This window comes from Nocardiopsis changdeensis (assembly GCF_018316655.1).
GTDB lineage: Bacteria > Actinomycetota > Actinomycetes > Streptosporangiales > Streptosporangiaceae > Nocardiopsis > Nocardiopsis changdeensis.
In genome coordinates this window covers 5453106-5471825 of sequence record NZ_CP074133.1, presented here as the reverse complement: position 1 = coordinate 5471825, position 18720 = coordinate 5453106, and the positions used below count along the sequence as shown (strand labels likewise).

The following is an 18720-nucleotide window of genomic DNA, read 5'->3' as shown; positions in this document are numbered from 1 at the left end:
CGCGCCCGTGACAAAGTGGGACCGAAACATCCTATGTATGCCTTTGGTCCGGCCTGACCTGGGGTTTCGTTTTCCGTCGAAGGCTGTGGGTAGAGGGCGCCCACGGCCCACGGGGGCCGAACGGAACAGACGGGATGCCGTTCGGGCGAGGGCGGCCGCGGGAACGTGCCGGGCCGTCCGGGAGGTGCGGGAGCGATGAACCGGAGTACGCAGGGGAGCGGGAAGAGCGGCGGTCGGAGCACCGGGAAGGGGACGGCCTCCGCACGCGACGCGGCGGAGGACGCCGACCGCACGGAGGACGCCGTGGCCGCCCGCGACCCCGAGGACACCGACGTGCTCCTCGACGTCCCGGTGGTGAAGGTCGACGAGATCGACCTCGAGGTGGAGAACCTCGTGGCCTCGGTGTCCCTCCACGCGGAGGTGCTGGACCTGCTCAAGCTCAAGGTCGGCGCGGACGTCGGGCTCGGCCGCGTCCACCTCACCATCAAGGGCGTCGAGGCCCAGGCTCTGCTCAAGGTCCGGCTCGACAACGTCCGCGACATCATCACGCGCGTGCTGGAGACCATCGACGCCAACCCGCAGATCCTGGAACAGGTGACACGGGGCGTGGGGTCCTCGCTCGAACAGGTCGCGGGCGGCGCGGGCGAGGCCGTGGGCGCCGTGGGCAGGGGCGCCGGGAGCGCGGTCGAGGACGTCGGGCAGGGCGCCGGCAACGCGGTGGAGGACGTCGGCCGAGGGGCCGGCGGCGCCGTCCGGGACGTGGGCGGCGGGGCCGGGAAGGCCGTGGAAGGCGTGGGCGACGACGCGGGGGACACCCTGAAGGAGGCGGGCCGGGCCGCCGGGAACGCGGTCGGCGGCGACGGAAGGGACGACAAGGACGGAAAGAACGGCGGGGAGGGCGGCCGCAAGGGCGGCAGGGGCGGCTCCCGTGGGAAGTCCTCCGGCTCCGGAGGTCGGAAGTGAGCGGCACGGACGGAGGCGCCGTCCCCGACCCCGACGTGGAGATCACCGCCGGCGTCCGCGCCGACGAGCTGACCTTCCACGAGGTGCCCGAGGTCGTGTCGCGCACCCGCACTGAACCGGACGGCGAGGGCACCGCGGGCAGCGACCGCTCGGGCGTCCCGTACGGCGTCCGCACCGGCACGGTCTACCGCGACGTCCGCGTGGACTACCGCCTCGCCGCCCGCCTCACCGACCCCGCCGGAACACCGGAGGCCCCGGCCCGGGAGCCGGAGCCTCCGCCCGCGGAGTGAGCGATCGGGTCGTGAACCGCGGCCTCTAAGGAACCGATTCGGGTTCGACCCTTCTCAGGACCAGCGGGCTGTCAGAAGACAGGTCACCCGGTCGCGTTATGTCACCCCCACCCATCGGTGCCCCCTCATGGGTGTGCCAAGGCCGACAACTCCCGGGCCGCTCGAACCGGAAGCGGGTGAGGTGACTGCTCGGTCCGTACCGTGTCGTTCGGCGGGGGCGGGGAGTCCTCCACATCCTGTTGTAGGCCGCTCTGGTGGCTGTCGGAGACGTACGTGGGAGGGGGATCCGTCGCACGTTCGAACCAGGGCCTCCCTTCGGCGGCCATACCTTCGAGGATGCGGAGTGTGTGGGAGAACCCGGCGGCATCGAGGTTGATATCCGATGCCTCGGTCTGCGGTTCCTCGTCCCCGGAGTCGAGGACGGGAGTGTCGGATACCGGGATGCTCTTGGTCGGCCCATTCGTCAGTGTGATGTTCAGGGTGTAGCGCCGTGCGCTCTTGATCTCCACTTGGACAGAGGAGAGCGCATCGAAGCGGTAGTTGTCCCGTTCATTGCGATGCCACCGTGCCCGCTCGAAGTCGAGTCCGGCCGTGACCTCTCGTACTCCGTCATTGGTGACCAGGAAGACTCTGATCTCGTACTTCGAATGGCGCCAGGGACCGTTCTTCACACTGGAAGATTTGCAGGGACGGTCCGGAGTCGGAAGGAGGGCATGGGTCGTGACCTCATGCCAGGCCAGACGGTGATGTTTCAAGGCCTCGTCGAGAATCAGGGTCTTGTCCGCATTCAGCCAGTTCTCCATCTCTGTGTCTGTGGGCATCAGTTTTTTGAGCTTGGCCGACCACCGCTCGTACTCGGCTTCCCGGGCCGCGAGGATTCCTTCCCGTTCCCGGTCCTCCTCGCTGTAACGTCGGCGTTCGCTGTGGACCTTGAGCCAGAGGGGAATCGCGAACCTGCCGGTGACCACGGCAAGGAGGACACAACCCACTGTCGTGATCGGAGCCTGTTGCAGAGCGGTGGTGAGCACCATCCCGGTCGCCACTGCCGAGAACAGGCACAGGACCGTACACCGTGCTTTGAAGGGCGTTCCGACCGCGTGGATCTCCTCCGGTTCCAGTGGAAGGCCCTTGATCCAGTGCTGTCGAACATCGCGCACCATGAACCGGATCAGCCAGTTCACTGCTCCCTCGCGGACGCTGCTCTCCCGATAGATGCGGGCGACCTCATTGCGCAGGGACCGGCGTATCCCGGCGGTTTCGCTGAGCCATTCGTCCCTTGTCTCGGGATCCGGGGTGTACTTGAAGAAGTAATAGTCGAATGTCCGCTCTACATGATCAGCGAATCCGCGCTTGGGAGGCCGTACATGTGAGCGCCGATATCCGTACTCCCCCTCTTTGGCCAGCCTGCGTCGGCGCTTGTGATCCCACAACGCGATGTGCCAGGCCGCGGCGGATCCGAAGGTGAGCATCGACAAACAGGAGATCATGGATACCAGGCTTCCCTGAGCCAAGACGGCCTTCACCATCACCCCGACGGGGAACAGGAACAGGCTTGCCAGGAACAGGCCTCCGCAGACCTCCGAGATGGTGGTGGACTTCGGTCTGGGCTTGAGGGCCCTGGCCTTTGCAGGAACGGGCTCGAAGTAGACCCAAGCCCGGTCGACCCGTTCGCGGGAACACTGCTCCAGTTCGGCGTTCGCCCGGATCCGGTGCCACACTTCTTGCTTCATGCTCCCAGTGAGCACGAGGCCCAGATGGCGCAGGATCAGGTCGCGCTGCACAGCGGGCAGACGATCCAGGCGGACCATCGCTTCGACCGGGTCTCCTCCCGTGCCGTCCACGCAGGACAGGAGGGCGAAGACGAGGTCCAGACCCCGCCACCAATCGTTATCGCTTGCCGCTGTCCGTCGGGTCGACAGTTCTTCCAGGATCGCGCGGTCCTCCTTCGTGAGATCTCGGTAGGAGCGCTTGCTGAGGATGGCCAGAGCCCGGTGGAAGTGGATCTCCGGGGCATCGAGTCCACGCGCGTAGGCTTGCTCGAGATGCTCCCTCGCCTTGACCGGGACTCCGTCCGCGAGATAACGGCATCCGACCTGGTAGTGGCGTTCGGGTGGGTCCTCGGGGTTCACCACGTAGATGTTGGACTCGTGCACATTGCCGAACTGCGCTCCGACAGAGGAGCCGGGGCCAGCGGTATTGAAGGTGTCGGATCCGTTCACGAGAGCCCCCGAGCCTCGGTGATCAGCACTCCGACCTTCACTGCCAGGGACGCCAGCTCGCCGATGAGGCCGCGCAGCCGCTTCAGGGCCAGGACGGAGGTCTTCCGGCTCTCGACGGTCCCCTCCTCGATCCCCTTGTCGGCGATGTCGAGCTCGGCCGCCGCCGCCTTGTGGGTGTCCTCGTCGAGGTTCCCGGCCGCGTGCTCCCGGGCCAGTTCCTCCCTCAGCGCGGCGAGCCGGTCCGCCAGGCCGCCCGACTCCTGCCCCGAGGAGGGCAGGGACACGTGGAACGTGCTGCCGCTCACGTGGCCGGCCTGGACACCGACGTTCCCGTAAGCGGTGTTCGTGACGCTGCCGCCGTCACGGCCGCGGTCGTCTTCCTGCATGGTGGGGGAGTCCTCCTGTCCGATGAGTTCTTCCGCGAGTGCCAGGGCGAAGGCCGCGGCGTTGGCGGCGGCGATCGGCTGCCAGGCACGGTCCGAGCCGGTCGCCTTGGTGCCGTCCGCCCGGTCGCTGATGCCGCGCACGATCGCCACCGGTGAACCGCTCAGGTGCCCGGCCTGCGCGACGCCCGCACCCTCCATCTCGATGGCGAGCGCGTCGTTGTAGGTCTGCCGGATCCACTCGGCCTCGCGCGACAGGGAGGAGTTCTGCACGATCTCCCCGGCGGCGATGGGCCCCTGGTGCACCTCGGGGCGGGGCCGGTCCGGCGGGGTGCGGCGGTTCCACGCACCGGTCCTGGCCACGTGCGCCGCCGTCTGCCCGATCCCGTGCGGGGACTCCCACACCCGGGGCCGGGCCTTGAGCCCGTCGTCCTCGCTGGTCCCGCCGTGGTAGGCGTACACATGCGTCGCCACCACCACGTCGCCCAGCGGGGTGTCCCACAGGGCCCCGGCCACGCCCACGAAAAGCAGGGCTGCCGGGGAGAACTCGTGGATCGCCCGCTCGGCCAGCACCGCGGACGACTGGTTGCCCTTGCCGGTGAGTCCGAGGGCGACGCGGCCGCCGCCCGGCAGGGTGCCCACCTCGAAGAGGGTGCCCCTGGGGTGCCGGTACGGCTCGGGGGAGAGGAGCCGTTCCCGTACGGCCTCGTACTCGAGGTTCAGCGCGGTCAACACGACCACGGTGTCGTCACTCATCGCCTGTTCTCGCTCCTGATCAGGGGAAGGGGGCGCATCATCGGAGGGCGCAGCACCCGCAGGGGTCCCGCCCGGAAGAGCCGTGCGGGGCGCCCCTTCGTGGGGCGGCGGTCCAGGCCGACGGCGGTGAGGAAGCCGGGCACGGCCTGGACCTTGCGGTAGAAGTTGCGCGGATCGAGCTCGAAGCCCCAGACGGCCTCGTAGACCCGCTGCAATTCGGTGAGTGTGAAGGTCTCGCCGCAGAAGGCCGTGGCCAGCGCGGTGTGCTCGAGCTTGGAGCGGGCGCGTTCCAGGCCGTCTCTCAGGATCCGGTGGTGGTCGAAGGCGAGGGGGGAGCGGCCCGAGGCGAACTCCTCGACGGGGTGCCATGCTGCCGCCGAGGCGTCGGTCCCGGCCTCGGGTTCGGGCAGACGGGGGGCGATGGCGAGATAGGCGACGGAGACGATGCGCCCGCGGGGGTCGCGGTCGGGGTGCGCATAGGCGCCCAGCTGTTCCAGATGGAGGTCGCCCGCGTCGAGGCCCGCCTCTTCCTGGAGTTCGCGGCAGGCGGCGTCGAAAACGTCCTCACCAGCATCGGCGATGAACCCGCCGGGGAGTGCCCATTGCCCTTGGAAGGGGTCGATTCCCCTTCGGATGAGGAGGATGTGCAGGGCCGAGGAGCGCAGCGTCAGGATGACGAGGTCCACGGTCAGGAGTACGGGGGGCGGCTGCCAGGTTTCGTTCGGCATGCGGCGAGCCTAGCTTCTTGTCAGTTAAACAAAAAGGCTTTCCCGGAAATTGGTGCCTGTGGGTACTCGATTTCATGCTGTGCCGATTGGGGGTTATGGTTTTCCTGTTGCCAAAGTTTCTCTTGTGAATTTTGCGGTCGGCGCTCTGTGGGCATTCCGGTCTATTCACATATCGCTGATGGATCTGTTCTTCGTGTTCTCGGGAGCCGTCCGCCGAAGGCGGTGGCCGGGTCATCGGGGCGCGTGGCAATCTGGACCGCGACAGCGGAGTGAAGGGCGGGGTGCGGCGGATGGACCCGATCGTGATCGGCGGCCTGGCGGGGGCGGTCGGCAGCGTGGTGACAGCGCTCACCACCCAGGTCTTCGCACACCGGACCAAGGCCCGGGAACTCGAACACGCGGAACGGGTAAGCCTGCAACAGGCCAGGTCCGACGAGGAGAAGCTGAGGGACGAGCAGCGCCGCTCCGGCTATGTGGCCCTCAACTCCGAGGCCCGCGAATTCCTCGCGGCCCTCACCGATCTCTTGAAGGCGGTCGAGTCGGACGATCCGCGGGACGAGGAGAGGGCCGCCCTGGACCGGGCCCGCGCCTCCTACCGGCACTGCTACGCCGAGGCGCAGCTCGCCCTGAACGACGAGATCCTCGAGGTCGCCTCTGGCGTCAACAGGAGCCTGCTCGACCTCTTCGGCCTGATCAAGCGGATCGATAAGGGCAGGGGTCGGCCGGGGGAGACCTGTGAGTCCGCCGAGGCGAAGCGCCAGGAGGTGTGGGGTCGCATCGGGAGACTGCGTTCGGTCATGCGCAGTGATCTCGGTATCAGCACCTCCCAGCGCTAGGGAAGGCCTTCCGCCCGGTCTCCTGTGGAGCGCAGCACGCCTCTGTGCGGTACGGGCGGCCGACCGCCTCTACGCGGTCTCCCGTTCCGGGGCGGAGAGGGCGCACAGCACGGGCCGGGCCGCCGGAGGCCGTGTGCGCGCCCTCTGCGCGTCACTCGCCGACCTGGAATTCGTAGGCCTGCCGCACCAGGCCCATGACGTGGCCGAGGTCCGTTGCGGAATCCAGGGCGACCTGGACGTTGCCGTTGCCCGCCGTCCCCTTGCCGGTCACGTCCCAGGCCAGGCCGCGTTCGTCGTGGAGCACCTCGAAGGGCATGTTCAGAGTGAGCTTCAGGCGCTCGCTCTGTACCACCACGTCGACGAAGTTGGTCTCGGCCTTGTAAGCGATGTAGCGCTTCAGGAACGTTTCCGTGACGGCCTCGTCCAGGGCGAGCACCCGGCCGCGGAACTCCTCGAACAGGGCCAGCAGGGACTGGTTCGTGAGATTCGGATGGTCGGCGATGGAGTACCCCGACTCCGTGTTCGAGAGGTCGGTGTCCGGGAAGCCCTCGGGACGGGCCGGGCGGGGCCAGATCTCCAACGCCTGGTCGGCCAACCGCTCCGCGCGCTCCACGATGGCCTGCTCGTTCCAGGTCTCGAGAGAGCCGAGCCCCCTGTTCAGCCGGAGCGGGCTCTCCCTGAAACCGCCTTCCATGTCCCGTTTCCGAGCGAACGGGCGATCGCTGTACTCGGAGTTGTAGCCGGTCAGCGTCAGGTTGCCGAGGGTGTGCAGGTAGTGCTCCTGCACCTGGGCCCAGTCCGGCCCCAGGTCTGCGCGCCACTGCTCCGAAAGGTTCTCGTTCTGCGGCAGGATGTGCTCGATCGTGTAGTCCTCGATCGACACGTGCTCCTTCCTGCCGAAGTTCTCCAGCCGGCGCAGCAGGTACGACCGGCGCTTGAAGTTGTACATGTCGGCCTTGGTCAGATCGACCCTGAACTGCTGGTCCGAGGGGAAGGCGCGGTAGCTTTTCAAGCCCAGCAGGTGCGCCTGGACGCTCTCGACGTACCGCTCCTTGTCGATCGTCTTGGTGAAGGTGCTGAACGTCCTGTTGAGCGAGTTCGTCGGGATCCGGCAGACGGCGCGGCGGAAGATGTAGGACGTGACCATGTCGACGATCGACACCAGGTCGTCGTTCCGGAGGACGCCGAGTTCGTAGTCGGTGTAGAGCTCCAGCAGCAGCGGATAGACGACGTCCGCCTTGATCTCCCGCAGGTCCCGGAACGCCGCGGCGAGCCGCTTGTCGGCCTCCTGGCCCAGGGCGACGGCGCAGTACCGCCGCGCATACTCGTAGAGCTCGCGGACCAGGGCCCCGATCTCCGCGCCGCCGGAGGTGAAGGCCCGCGCGTACTTCTTGTAGGCCCCGTAGACGTCGTCGAAACGCGGGATCTCACCGGTCACGACCGTGAGGTAGTGCCGTACGAAGTCGTCGAACTGCTTCTCATAGGCGGCCTGCCCGAAATCCGTCTCCATCGGCCGCCAGTAGGTGGTGTACAGCTTCTCCTGGAGGGCCGGATCCAGGCCCATCAGTACGAAGTTGCGGATGAGGTCGGCCTGCGACAACTGCAGCCCCGTCGAGTTCATGGACTCGAAGATCAGCTGCGGATTGTCGGAGGTGCGGTCCAGGCGGATGTCGACGACGACCAGTTTCGCCAGGCCGCGGCACACGGCGCCGAGGTCGGTGCCCGGCTTTTCGAGGTGGTCCAGGAAGCGCCGGTGGTTGTTGCTCACGCTCTCCGAGGGGTTCGATGGTAGAGGGGTGCCCCCGATGATCGCCTTGAGCGTTTCCCGATCCTTCTCGGAGAGCAGGAGCTTGAAGTAGTCCTCCCCCTCCTCGTCGCTGTTCACCAGGTACCGGTTGCGCAGCTTCTTGGGGGCGAAATCCGGGAGCGGAGCGGGCGTACCCTCCGGGAGGCCCTCCAGGACGCGGGCCAGGGCCGCGATCAGCAGCATCACCGTGGTCATCCGCTGCTGGCCGTCGATGACGAGATGGGGCTCCTGCGTCGTCAGGTTCGACAACCCCTTCTCCACGTACACGATCGAGCCGGTGAAGTGCGACGTCAGGTGGTCGTCGCCGCCCGCCCGCTCGATATCGGCCATCAGCTGATCGCATTCCGCCGCGGTCCAGGAGTACGCACGCTGGTAGATCGGGATGACGAACTGGTGGCCTTGCTGGATCAGCTTCAGCAGGGGGGTCTCGGAAGCCTTCACAGTGCTGGGGGACCTTTCTCATCAGGGGCTCTGGGCGGGTCCCGGTCGGGCGGGCGGGCCGGGACCGGTGGTCGGCCGAGGGGCGCAGGGGCGGATTCCGGTACCGCCATGACCGGTCGGACCGGGAACACCCTGCCGACGGTGCTGAGGAATGTGCCGGATACGCGTGTACGCCGACATTAGTGCGCGCAGGGGGCGACCGGTGTGGAAGTGCTTTCTCCGGCTGGGGAGGAGGGGAGGGCCGCCGCGGCGTGCCGGTGCGGCGGCGGTGTCTAGGGGGTGTTCTCGGCGGCGCGTTTGAGGTCTTCGGCCTGCTGGGCCAGGTGGTTCCGGGTGGACTTGCGGAAGAACACGCCGACGATCGACACCATCAGCCCGCGCATCTCCAGGTCCAGGGTCAGGCGGGAGCGGTCCCCGTCGAGGGCGTCGACGCGGTGGCGGGCGACGGTCGTGACGCCGCCGGCCCGCTGCGTCAGCTCGAAGGAGACGGGGGCGTTCCAGGAGGTGACGTCCCACAGGCCCTCGGGCAGCCGGTGCTCCCGGAGGCGCACGGTGCCGCCCCTGGCCAGCGGCGGTGGCGACACGACCTCGGCCACCTCCACCAGCCGCACGACGCGCGGCCACGCCTCGATGTCGCTCAGCACGTCCCAGACGCGCTGCCGGGGCGCCTGGATCTCGACGGACTTCTCGAACCGCATGTCGGAGCCTCCTCGGCCTGGGGCACTCGTCCTCCGGACCCGGTGTACACCGACCCTACGCCGGTCCGGGTGACGGCACCGGGATCTCCGGCCCGAGGCGGGGCGGGTCCCGGGCCCGCCCTCGGCTACCGGGTGAGCGGCTCCACGCCCGGGTAGTCGGCGAGCGGCGCGCGACCGGCGACCTCGTATTCGAGGATCACGAGTCCCGAGGGTGTGGTCCGCTGTCCGATCAGCCGGAGGCCGAGGTCCGCGTCCCCGGTGATGAGTCGCCGCCCCTGGCCGATGACCACCGGGGCGACGGCGAGGCGGAGTGTGTCGACGAGTCCGGCGTCGAGGAGGGAGGCCGCCAGGCGGGCGCTGCCGTGCACCTGTACCTCGCGGCCGGGGCCGGCTTTCAGCGCGCCGACCGTCTCGGTGATGTCGCCGCGCAGGACGGTGGTCGGATTCCACCCCGCCTCGCCGAGGGTGTCGCTGACGACGTACTTGGGCAGGGCGTTCATCCGCCCGGTGAACGGGTCGGGTTCGGCGATCTCGGGCCAGTCGCGGGCGAACGCCTCGTAGGTGCGGCGGCCGAGCAGCAGCCCGTCGGCGAGGTCGAGCCAGTCCGAGGCCTGTCGGACGAAGGCCTCGTCCAGGTAGGGAACGAACCAGCCGCCGCGGACGAACCCGCCGCTGGGGTCCTCATCGGCCGACCCCGGCCCCTGGGAAACGCCGTCGAGGGTGACGAACTGGGTGATGGCGATCCTCATTCCGCCGCCTCCTTCTCCGTGAGTACCGCGAGTCCGTCCGTGACCGACCCCCAGCCGTCGAAGAAGCCGAGTTCCTCGTGGCGGTCGCGGTCGGCCGGGTCGCCGTGCCGCACGACCACTCTGTAGTCGGTGCCCTCGGGATGGTCGGTGAACGTGATCTCGGCGGTCATCGCCACGGGCGCGGGCGCGGCGGGACGCCAGGCGCCGGTGACCGCGTTGGTGAAGACGAGCCGCTCCCGCGGTTCGACGACCAGGAAGACCGAGTCCGTGTGCGGCAGGAAGTCCCGGCCGTCATCGCTCATGCTGGTCACGAACGCGCCGCCGGGACGGACGTCGAGGCGGTCGACGCGGGCGACGGCGGGCGCGGGCACCCACCACCGCTCCAGCCGTGCCGGTTCGGTCCAGGCTCGCCAGAGGTCGGCGCGCGGGGCGCGGATCAGCCGGTCGAGTTCGAGGTCGAGCCGGGCGTCGATCGGGGGCATCGGTCCTCCTGGTGGTCGGTGACGAACTGTTCGAGGCGGTCGGTGCGCCGCTCCCACAGGGCTCGCTGTTCGGTGAGCCAGTCCTCCACGAGTGACAGGCGGTCGCGGTCGAGTGTGCACGTGCGCACCCTGCCGGACTTGTGCGTGCGGATCAGCCCGCTGCTCTCCAGCATGCGTACGTGCTTCGTGAACGACGGCAGCGACATCGGGAACGGCTCCGCCAGTTCCCCCACGCTGGCAGGACCCCGGCCCAGGCGCCGGATCACGGCACGCCTGGTCGGATCGGAGAGTGCCGCGAAGACCTCGTCCAGAGCACCATACTTAGCCATAAGGCTAAGTATTGCAAGGAGGAGGACCCGGCTCAAGGGGAGACCTTTCGTGGGGACCGGCCCTCGGTTCCGTCCCGGAGGCCGACCCGGGGAGGATGGTGGGCGGTGCCCCGGCGCCTTCCCGGCGGGGAGGCGCGTGCACCCGCCGGTGCACCCCCGGACACGCGAAAGCCCCTGACCGGCGCGAAAGCGCAACGGTCAGAGGCTTTCGCTCGTGGGGGTGAGTGGCGGGACTTGAACGAGGATCGGGGAGTGGCCTGACTTGCGCTGATCCGAGAGCCCGCAGGCAGTGGCGGTTTCGCTCATCCCGTTGTGCCGCGTTGCCCCGCCTTCCCCGGGTGCCGTCCACCTTCGGGGTGCACGGCTGTGACCTGTTCAGCGCATCCCAGGAAATTTCGCTACGTGGGCATGGCTGAACGCTGTTCCATCACCGCGACGGCCCTTTCGATGCCGAGTACGACCGCGTACTCAAGGTCATCGGCGCCAACGCCGTCCTCAACGGAACCGAAGTGGAGGCGCGCGGAGGCGATCCCGCCCTGTTCCACCGGACGGAGCAGGGCTGGTCATAGCCCTGGCCAGGCAGGAGTCCGCGTTCGCCGGGTCCCTTCTGTGGTCGCAGAGATGTCCGCTGGTAGTGCTGTTCCCATTCCACGCCCAGTGGAGTGAGGACAAAAGTGAGGACGAAACCGTCCGTGACCGGCCCTGGTCAGCGCTCGGTCCCCGATCCCGGGCGGCCGCTTCCCGGACGTTCCCAGGGCCGGTACCCGGGCCGACCGCTTCCGGGAGTCGATCCGGTACCCGCTCCTGCTCCCCGGTCCGGTGTCGACCTCGCCCCGGGACCCGGCGCCCCCCGCGAGGACACCTGGATCAGCGCGGCGGCCGAACCCGGCGCGGCGGTCGTCCGACCCGCCTCCGGCCGCGCGGTCTCGACGGCGGGCGAGGACGCCATCGTGGACCGCGAGCGTGCGTCCCGGTCCCATTCCCGCCGCATCGCCTCGGCCAACCCGGTTCCCAGGATTTCGGGACCAGGTACGCCCGCACTGGCTTCGCGGTGTCGGGCATGCCGCTCGCCCGCTTCCAAGGCCGCCGTCATCACCTTGGCGTGGACCGGTTCGGGCCGGTGGCCGGGGAGCGCGTTGGAGACCCGGCGCTCAGGATCGCCCAGGTAGGAGATCCTGGCGTTGACGTGGGCCGTCTCCGCCTCCGTCGGCTGCCTGTTCCGCTCGGTGTCGATCGTCTCCCGTGCCCCGAGCGGTTCGCGCATGCGTCCGTCGGGACCGCGGTGGTTCTCGTACAGCAGGTCGCCGTTGCGGTTGACCACGTACATGGAGTCCACGAGCCCCTGGGACTCCAGATAGTGGGCGACGTCGGGGATGTCCCGGTAGAAGGGGTCGTGGTACTTCGTGGGATCGATCCATCGTCCGGTCCCGGCCTTGTCCCGCCCCTTCTGGTAACGGTCGGCGATACCGAGCAGGCTGTTGGACTCGTGTGTGGCCAAATAGACCACGCTGACGTGGTAGCCCTGGTCGGAGAACCCCTTGACCCAGGACTCGGCCCATTCCCGCTTTCCCAGGGGGTGACTGGCGATGACGTCGTATTTCGGGTCGCCGCCTCGGATCCGGTCCATGCACTTCTGGTGGAGGTCGTCCGGCAGGCCCTTGTTGACGAGGTCGTTGCCCTCCAGTCCGTGTTCGCGCATGACCTGCTCGTACCGCGGATGCACCTCGGCGTTGTCGTCACCGTCATAGAGAACGGTGCGATCATCGCCCATCTCGGCGTACACGGCCTCCTGGGTGGTCGTCTTCCCAGCACCGGGCTGGCCTCCGAGAATAACGGCCCTCGGCCGTTCTCCCCCGCCGCGTTCCGGACCCAGAGGCGGTGTCAGCTCTCTCAGGCGCTGTTCGACGGCCTCCTTCCGCTCGGCCTCGGACATTTCCCATGGATCGCTCACAGTCCGTGCTCCCGCTTGAGCCGGGCGACCTCCTGCGGAAGCTCACGGAGAATACGGTCACCCTCTTCCCTGGACATGGAGAACCTACGCTTTTTCCGGTCGGTCCAGTAGTCGATCAGGCGTTTGTACTCTTCCCGCTCGGGCGAGCCCTCGGGAGCCTTCGAGTGGAGGTTGATGTAGATCCTCACCATTGACCCTAGGTGTAGCTTGATGTCCTCGCGGCGTTCGATCTCCGTGTACCGCTCGTGTGCTGCCTCGACCTCGGCCCGCTGCTCAGAGGTCCACTCGTCGCTCACGTGTTCTCCTCTTCTCCTCGCCTCAACCCCTGGTGGGGGACGACTTGAGCTTTGTTTACCATTGCGTCTGGGAATCCATCCAATTCCTGGAGGCCGAAACCCTCTACAAATGTAGGGCCGTCATGCGAAATCCCAGGTTGGTGGCGGCATGAGTACGTGTGACCGCATCAGGCCACGAACGAGAGGGCCGGACCTCCGACGCACGTCCAGGTGGCCGTGCAGCGGTCGGGGCGGGCCCGGGAACGGCGAAGGCCCCGACCCGGGGGTCGGGGCCTTCGGCCTGTGGGGTGAGTGACGGGATATGAACTGGGCTCGGGGGTGCACTGACCAGCGCGGATCCGAGAACCCGCAGGCGGCGATGGTGTCGCTCACCCGGTTGTCCCGACCGAGGGAGCGAACCCTTCGAGCAGGTCGGGCGGCCATGTGCGGGCGAGTGGTGTGAGAACGGTCGTCCTCGGAGCGAATTTCTGGCCAGGGCATCGTCGCCCCCGGGGATTCGGGGTCGAACGAAGGGACACCGCTCGGTGGACGCCATCCCGACAGGCTGTCACGGTGGACCGCCGACGATGCCGCCGCATGTCATACGGTGGGTGGCGGAGGGTCGAGACAAGGGAGAGGATGGAGGAGTGACACGCGATGCGGTCCGTCGGCGCCGGCGGACCGCCTGGCAGGCGAGACAGCGAGTCCGGAGCGAATGACCATGGAGAGGGCCGGACTGCGGGTGCGACTGCTGGGAGGTGTGGACCTCCGGATCGGTGACGACCCGCTCCCACCACTGGGCTCCGCACGCGCGGAGTCCCTACTCGCCCGCCTGCTGCTGCACCGTCATGCCCCGCTGTCCCGTCGGCAGCTCGCGTTCCTCTTGTGGCCGGAGTCGGAGGAGGCCCAGGCACGCACCAACCTGCGCAAGGTATTGCTGATCCTGCGCCGCGAACTCCCCGGGGCCGACCGTTTGATCGACGTGGGTCCCCGGACGCTGCGGTGGCGTGAGGACACGCCGCTCTGGCTGGACACGGAGGAGTTCGAGCGGGCCGTGGCCGACGGGCGGCTCGAAGAAGCAGTGGACCTCTACGGCGGGGACCTGCTGGAGGGCAGCTATGACGAGTGGCCGACCCGGAAACGAACGCGGTTGGCCTCCCTGTACCTGGAGGCGCTGGAGCAGCTCGCTCACCGGTACGAGCGGCGGCAGCGGTGGCCGGAGGCGATCCGGTGCGCAGAGAGGCTGGTCGAACGGGACCGGCTCCGGGAAGAGAGCCACCGCCTTCTGGTCCGGCTGTGCCGGGAGAGCGGGGACCTGGCTCGTGCACTGCGTCACTACCACGAATGCGCGGCCGTCCTGAGACGGGAGTTGGGAATCGACCCCTCACCGCGAACGCAGGCGGAATGGGCGGCGCTCATCCAGGTGGCACCAACGACCGGGAATGAACCGGACCCCGCGCTCGGCGGCCGGGTACCGGCGGCAGAGACCGTGCCGTTCACCGGGCGCAGGGCCGAGCTCGCCGGTCTCCTCTCCGCATGGCGGGAGTCTGCCGGCGGGCGGTCCCAGCTCGTGCTGGTCAGCGGAGAGGCGGGAGTCGGCAAGACCCGGCTGGTGGACGAGCTGCGCGGCGGCCCCGGTGGCGGCGGAGGCCCGTGCTCACCCTGGAGTGGGGCCGCTCGCCTACGGGGTGGTCACGGCATGGCTGCGGGCACCACCGATCGCCGTGCGACTGCATCGGCTCGACCGGTTCCACCTCACGGAGCTGGCGCGCCTGCTGCCCGAACTCGCCGAACGGGCCGATCCCCCGGGCCCGCTTTCGGAGGGGGAGCTGCGGCGGCGCCTGTTCGGGGCGGTCGGCCGGGCCCTGACCGCGATCGGCGCCCCGGTGCTGCTGATCATCGACGACGCGCAATGGTCCGACGCCCAGTCACTGGGCGTGGTGCACCATCTGCTGCGTACCGCCCCATCGGCGCGGCTGCTGGTGGCCGCGACAGCGCGGCGCGAGGAGCTCACCGACGGCCACCCGCTCCTCGGTCTGATCACGGACCTGCGGGCACTGGGCCGCTTCAACGAGATCGGCCTCGAACGGCTCGGACAGGAGGAGACGGCGCTCCTGGCCGAACACGTCGCGGGCCGCAGACTCGAACCCGATGAGCTGGACCGCCTGTACGGCTCCAGTGAAGGCAGCCCCCTGTTCGTCATCGAGGCGCTGAAGCCGGACGCTCCGGCCTCAGCGCGGAGGGTCCAGGCGGTGATCACCGGTCGCCTGGCGCGGCTGTCGCCGCCCGCCGCCCGGCTCGCCGGGGCCGCCGCCGCGATCGGGCGCGCCTTCACGGCCGATGTGCTGGCCGCCGCTACGGACCTCAGCGAGCCGGAGTTCGTATCGGCCCTGGACGAACTCTGGAGGCGGGGCATCATTCGGGCGCGCGGCGTCAACTCCTACGACTTCAGCCACGGCCGGATCCGCGACGCGGCCTACGCCGCGCTCGGCCCGCCCCGCCGCCGACAGGCGCATCTCGCGGTCGCGTACGCCCTGGAACAGCGCGACGAGCAGGCCGCTGCCGCGGTTCTCGCCTCGCACCATGAGAAGGCCGGCGCCACGGAGGCGGCGGTCCGGTGGTATACGCGGGCGGCCGAGGACGCCCAGTGGCTGCACGCGCACGCCGACGCCGTGCATGCGCTGGAGCGCGCACTGGACCTCACCGGGCGGCTCACGGCCGGGCCGGAGACCAGCGCACTCCAGTTGCGGCTGCTCACCGCACTCCCAGCGCCGCTGGTGGCCTGCGAGGGGTACGGCTCCGAGCGGATGGACCGGATCCACAGGCGTGCCCTGCGGATAGCCGGGCGGCTCGGCCGGGAGCCGGAGCCACCGCTGGTCTGGTCACTGGCGATGACCGCACTCGTCCGCGGGGACTGGGCACGGGCCGAGCACCTCGCCCAGCGGCTGGGGTCGGCGATGCGGGCGGGCCGCCTCCGTCGGATGCGGGGGGACCCGTGCGGCGGCCCGGGAGTGGGTGGCCCGGGAACGGCGAAGGCCCCGACCCGGGGGTCGGGGCCTTCGGCCTCTGGGGTGAGTGACGGGACTTGAACCCGCGACTTCTTGGACCACAACCAAGTGCTCTGCCAGCTGAGCTACACCCACCACGTGCGCCGGGCCTCGCGGCCCTGCGTACGTATGAGATCTTAGCGGATTCCCGGGAGTGCTTCGATCAGTTTTCCGGAGCGTCCTCGCGCGGCTCCACGCGGCCGGTGCCGCCGGCGACCACGTCGGCGGCGATGGCGCGGGCCGTGGCGGAGTTCGGGCCCGGCTCGGGGACGAACGCGGCGGCGCGATAGTAACGCAGCTCACGGATGCTCTCGGTGATGTCGGCGAGGGCGCGGTGGCCGCCGTTCTTGTCCGGGCTCGCGTAGTAGACGCGCGGGTACCAGCGGCGCAGCAGCTCCTTGATGGAGGAGACGTCGACCATCCGGTAGTGGAGGTGCTCGTCGATCCGCTTCATGTCGCGGGCGAGGAAGGTGCGGTCCGTGGCGATGGAGTTGCCGCACAGCGGGGCCTTGCCCGGCTCGGGGACGTAGCGGCGGATGTGCTCCAGGACGGCGTCCTCGGCCTCCTGGAGGGTCACGCCCTTGTCGAGCTCGGCGAGCAGCCCGGAGGTGGTGTGCATGTCGCGTACGAAGTCGCCCATGGCGTCCAGTGCGGCCTGCGGGGGTTTGATCACGACGTCGATGCCCTCGTCGAGGATGTTGAGCTCCCCGTCGGTGATCAGACAGGCCACCTCGATCAGCGCGTCGTTCTCGAAGTCGAGGCCCGTCATCTCGCAGTCGATCCACACCAAACTGTCGTTCATACGGCCAGCTTAGGGCTTCGGGGGCGGGGGCCCGGACACGCCGCGGGGCGGCCTCCGGCGGAGGCCGCCCCGCGGCGGGACGCGGTCAGTCCCAGATGAAGGGGTCGGAGACGCCCGGGGGCTCACCGACGCCGATGAGGTACAGCCAGTCCCAGATGCCCCAGAACTGGACGACGACCAGGCCCAGGACCACCAGCAGGATCAGCAGGAAGGTGAAGCAGCCGCATCCGCAGCCGCCCTTCTTCTTCTTGGGCGGCTGGGGCTGGGGCGGCGGGGCCGGGTAGGGCTGGTGGCCGGGGGCGCCCGGGTGCGGGCCCCAGGGGGCTGGGGGCCGCCGTGGGGCGCGGGCGGGCCGCCCGGGACCCCGGCGCGCGGACCCGCGGGCGGGTAGCCGGGGGCGGGCCGGGCCGGTTCATCGGGGGCGGGCCCTGCGGCGGGCGCCCCGGAGGGCGGTTCATCTGCTGGGGCGGCGGGAACGGCGGCGGGTAGCCGCCGCCCGGCGGCGGCTGCGGCGGGCGGTGGTACGCCTGCTGGGGTCCCGACTGGCGCGGGTAGCCCGGCTGGGGGCCCGAGGGCGGGTAGCCCGGGCGGCCGCCGGTCGGCGGGTACCCCGGCTGGGGGCCCGAAGGCGGTGCGGCGTGCGGCGGGGGAGCCTGGCGGGAGGCGTCCGGGCGGCCCGGGGTCCACGGGGTGCCCTCGGCCGGAGCCGGCGGGGAGGCCGGGGGAGCGGGGTGCCCGGGGGGTCCCGGAACGGGAGCCCCGGGGGCCGGGGTGCCCGGGAGCGGGGCGCCCGGGGTCCCCGCGGCGGGGGCGGCCGGCGCGGCCCCCGGGGGGCGGTTGCGCTCCTCCTCCGCGCGGCGCTCGGCCTCTTCCTCGGCGCGCTTGCGGTTCTCCTCCGCGCGCTTGGCGGCCTCCTCGGCCTGCCGCTTCGCCTCTTCCTCGCGGCGCTTGGCGGCCTCCTCCTCGGCCACGCGGCGCTGCTCGCGGCGCTCCTCGGAGAGGTCGCTCCAGCCCTCCTTGAGGCTGCCCAGCAGCTTGTTGAAGCGGCCGCCCTTCCTGTCGCCCTCGTCCTCGTCGCCCTCGGGGGCGCCGCCGGAGAACATCGGGTCGTTGGGGTCGAACACGGCGGTGCCGCCGGGCTCGCCGCCGCCACCGGGGGTGAACACCCTGGTGCCGGAGGTCCCGCCAGCATCGGACGGGTCGAAGACGCGGGTGCCCGGGGCGTCGCCGATCTCCCCGGGGTCGAAGACGCGGGTCCCGCCCGGGGAGCCGGTGCCGGGGGCCGCGCCGGAACCGGTGAGGTCGGCGGTGGGCAGGTCGTCGCTCAGGTCGGCGGTGGGGGGCTCCTCACCGCGGCCGGGCAGGTCGCCGGGGGACACGCGGATGGTGGCGCCGTCGTTGACGCCCCCCTGGGGGCGGGGGGAGGCGGTGCCGGGGGTGACGCGCATGGTCGCGCCGTCGCTGAGGTCCGCGGTGGGCTCCTCGTCGGCGGTGGAGGGCCGGCCGGGGTTGATGCGGACGGTGCCGGGCTCGTCGTCCACGGGGGCGCTCGGCGGGGGGCCGACGGGGGTGGAGGGGCCCAGGCGCACGGTGCCGGGCTCGTCGTCGGCCGGGGGGTGCGCCGCGTCCCGGCCCCAGGAGGGGTCGATGCGCATGGTGCCGAGATCGTCGTCGACGGCCCCGGGGGAGGGGCCCAGACGCACGGTTCCGGGCTCGTCCTCGGACGGGGGGCCGCCGGGCCCGCCGAGGTAGGCGGTGGCGGCCTCTTCGTCGTCGTCGGCCCCGCCACCTTGGAGTTCATCCAGGGAGCGGGTGTGCCGCGTCCACTCTTCGCCGTTCCACCATCTGAGCGTTCGCGCGTCGCCCTGCGGGTCCGCGTACCAACCCGGCTCGATAGATCCACCCATGGGGGTCAGACTAAGGGGTTTCGGAACTCTGCTCGACCAGTGGATCCCGTTTCCCGG

At 70.0% G+C, this 18720-nt stretch carries 16 protein-coding genes, 1 tRNA gene and 1 pseudogene; 5 read left to right on the top strand and 13 right to left on the bottom strand.

Annotated features, from left to right (window positions below; translation table 11 throughout):
• The first annotated feature begins 195 nt into the window (after window positions 1-195).
• Both KGD84_RS24745 and KGD84_RS24740 read left to right on the top strand, forming a co-directional pair.
• Complete coding sequence (locus KGD84_RS24745; protein WP_220562767.1) at window positions 196-963, top strand: thioesterase; 768 nt, start codon at window positions 196-198, stop codon at window positions 961-963.
• Complete coding sequence (locus KGD84_RS24740; protein WP_220562766.1) at window positions 960-1253, top strand: hypothetical protein; 294 nt, start codon at window positions 960-962, stop codon at window positions 1251-1253. The genes KGD84_RS24745 and KGD84_RS24740 overlap by 4 nt, the downstream gene beginning before the upstream one ends.
• Window positions 1254-1378: 125 nt before the next feature.
• Here KGD84_RS24740 and KGD84_RS24735 read toward each other — a convergent pair whose 3' ends face one another.
• The 3 genes from KGD84_RS24735 to KGD84_RS24725 are packed head-to-tail and all read right to left on the bottom strand — an operon-like array spanning window position 1379 to window position 5339.
• Window positions 1379-3472: a hypothetical protein gene (locus tag KGD84_RS24735; protein WP_255646782.1), complete on the bottom strand. Its 2094-nt coding sequence runs from the start codon at window positions 3470-3472 to the stop codon at window positions 1379-1381.
• Window positions 3469-4611, bottom strand: a complete 1143-nt coding sequence (locus KGD84_RS24730; RefSeq protein ID WP_220562765.1) for a 5'-methylthioadenosine/S-adenosylhomocysteine nucleosidase family protein — start codon at window positions 4609-4611, stop codon at window positions 3469-3471. Before KGD84_RS24730 ends, KGD84_RS24735 begins: the two co-directional genes overlap by 4 nt.
• Window positions 4608-5339 carry an NUDIX hydrolase gene (locus tag KGD84_RS24725; RefSeq protein WP_220562764.1) on the bottom strand — a complete coding sequence of 244 codons (732 nt, stop codon included), beginning with the start codon at window positions 5337-5339 and terminating at the stop codon, window positions 4608-4610. The genes KGD84_RS24730 and KGD84_RS24725 overlap by 4 nt, the downstream gene beginning before the upstream one ends.
• A gap of 290 nt (window positions 5340-5629) precedes the next feature.
• Between KGD84_RS24725 and KGD84_RS24720 the strand changes: the two genes are divergently transcribed.
• Window positions 5630-6175 carry a hypothetical protein gene (locus tag KGD84_RS24720; RefSeq protein WP_220562763.1) on the top strand — a complete coding sequence of 182 codons (546 nt, stop codon included), beginning with the start codon at window positions 5630-5632 and terminating at the stop codon, window positions 6173-6175.
• 151 nt (window positions 6176-6326) lie between these two features.
• Here the strand turns inward: KGD84_RS24720 and KGD84_RS24715 are convergent, their stop codons facing one another.
• The 7 genes from KGD84_RS24715 to KGD84_RS24685 all read right to left on the bottom strand — a co-directional run bounded on the left by KGD84_RS24715 (window position 6327) and on the right by KGD84_RS24685 (window position 12928).
• Window positions 6327-8423 (bottom strand): DUF262 and DUF1524 domain-containing protein, encoded by a 2097-nt coding sequence (locus KGD84_RS24715; protein ID WP_220562762.1) that lies wholly within the window; start codon window positions 8421-8423, stop codon window positions 6327-6329.
• A 272-nt stretch (window positions 8424-8695) separates the two neighbouring features.
• Window positions 8696-9121 (bottom strand): SRPBCC family protein, encoded by a 426-nt coding sequence (locus tag KGD84_RS24710; RefSeq protein WP_220562761.1) that lies wholly within the window; start codon window positions 9119-9121, stop codon window positions 8696-8698.
• A 125-nt stretch (window positions 9122-9246) separates the two neighbouring features.
• A complete protein-coding gene (locus tag KGD84_RS24705; protein WP_220562760.1) occupies window positions 9247-9870 on the bottom strand; it encodes a dihydrofolate reductase family protein in 624 nt (207 codons plus the stop codon).
• Entirely contained in the window at window positions 9867-10352 is a 486-nt protein-coding gene (locus tag KGD84_RS24700; RefSeq protein WP_220562759.1) for an SRPBCC domain-containing protein, read from the bottom strand. Before KGD84_RS24700 ends, KGD84_RS24705 begins: the two co-directional genes overlap by 4 nt.
• A complete protein-coding gene (locus tag KGD84_RS24695) occupies window positions 10307-10681 on the bottom strand; it encodes an ArsR/SmtB family transcription factor (RefSeq protein ID WP_220562758.1) in 375 nt (124 codons plus the stop codon). The genes KGD84_RS24700 and KGD84_RS24695 overlap by 46 nt, the downstream gene beginning before the upstream one ends.
• A gap of 706 nt (window positions 10682-11387) precedes the next feature.
• A complete protein-coding gene (locus KGD84_RS24690) occupies window positions 11388-12614 on the bottom strand; it encodes a zeta toxin family protein (protein WP_220562757.1) in 1227 nt (408 codons plus the stop codon).
• A gap of 14 nt (window positions 12615-12628) precedes the next feature.
• Window positions 12629-12928, bottom strand: a complete 300-nt coding sequence (locus tag KGD84_RS24685; protein ID WP_220562756.1) for a hypothetical protein — start codon at window positions 12926-12928, stop codon at window positions 12629-12631.
• A gap of 694 nt (window positions 12929-13622) precedes the next feature.
• Between KGD84_RS24685 and KGD84_RS33865 the strand changes: the two are divergent.
• Both KGD84_RS33865 and KGD84_RS24680 read left to right on the top strand, forming a co-directional pair.
• A pseudogene (locus tag KGD84_RS33865) lies at window positions 13623-14522 on the top strand (BTAD domain-containing putative transcriptional regulator); the annotation flags it as partial.
• A 109-nt stretch (window positions 14523-14631) separates the two neighbouring features.
• Window positions 14632-15996 carry an ATP-binding protein gene (locus tag KGD84_RS24680; RefSeq protein WP_220562755.1) on the top strand — a complete coding sequence of 455 codons (1365 nt, stop codon included), beginning with the start codon at window positions 14632-14634 and terminating at the stop codon, window positions 15994-15996.
• On the opposite strand, the gene KGD84_RS24675 is transcribed toward KGD84_RS24680, so the two are convergent.
• The 3 genes from KGD84_RS24675 to KGD84_RS33630 form a co-directional block, all read right to left on the bottom strand.
• Window positions 15975-16050, bottom strand: a tRNA-His gene (locus KGD84_RS24675). The two genes, KGD84_RS24680 and KGD84_RS24675, sit on opposite strands and share 22 nt — an antisense overlap.
• Window positions 16051-16117: 67 nt before the next feature.
• Entirely contained in the window at window positions 16118-16756 is a 639-nt protein-coding gene (gene orn / locus KGD84_RS24670) for an oligoribonuclease (protein WP_220562754.1), read from the bottom strand.
• A gap of 122 nt (window positions 16757-16878) precedes the next feature.
• Window positions 16879-18663, bottom strand: coding sequence for a DUF2510 domain-containing protein (locus tag KGD84_RS33630; protein ID WP_277615491.1), 1785 nt, complete (start codon window positions 18661-18663; stop codon window positions 16879-16881).
• Between the last annotated feature and the right edge of the window lie 57 nt (window positions 18664-18720).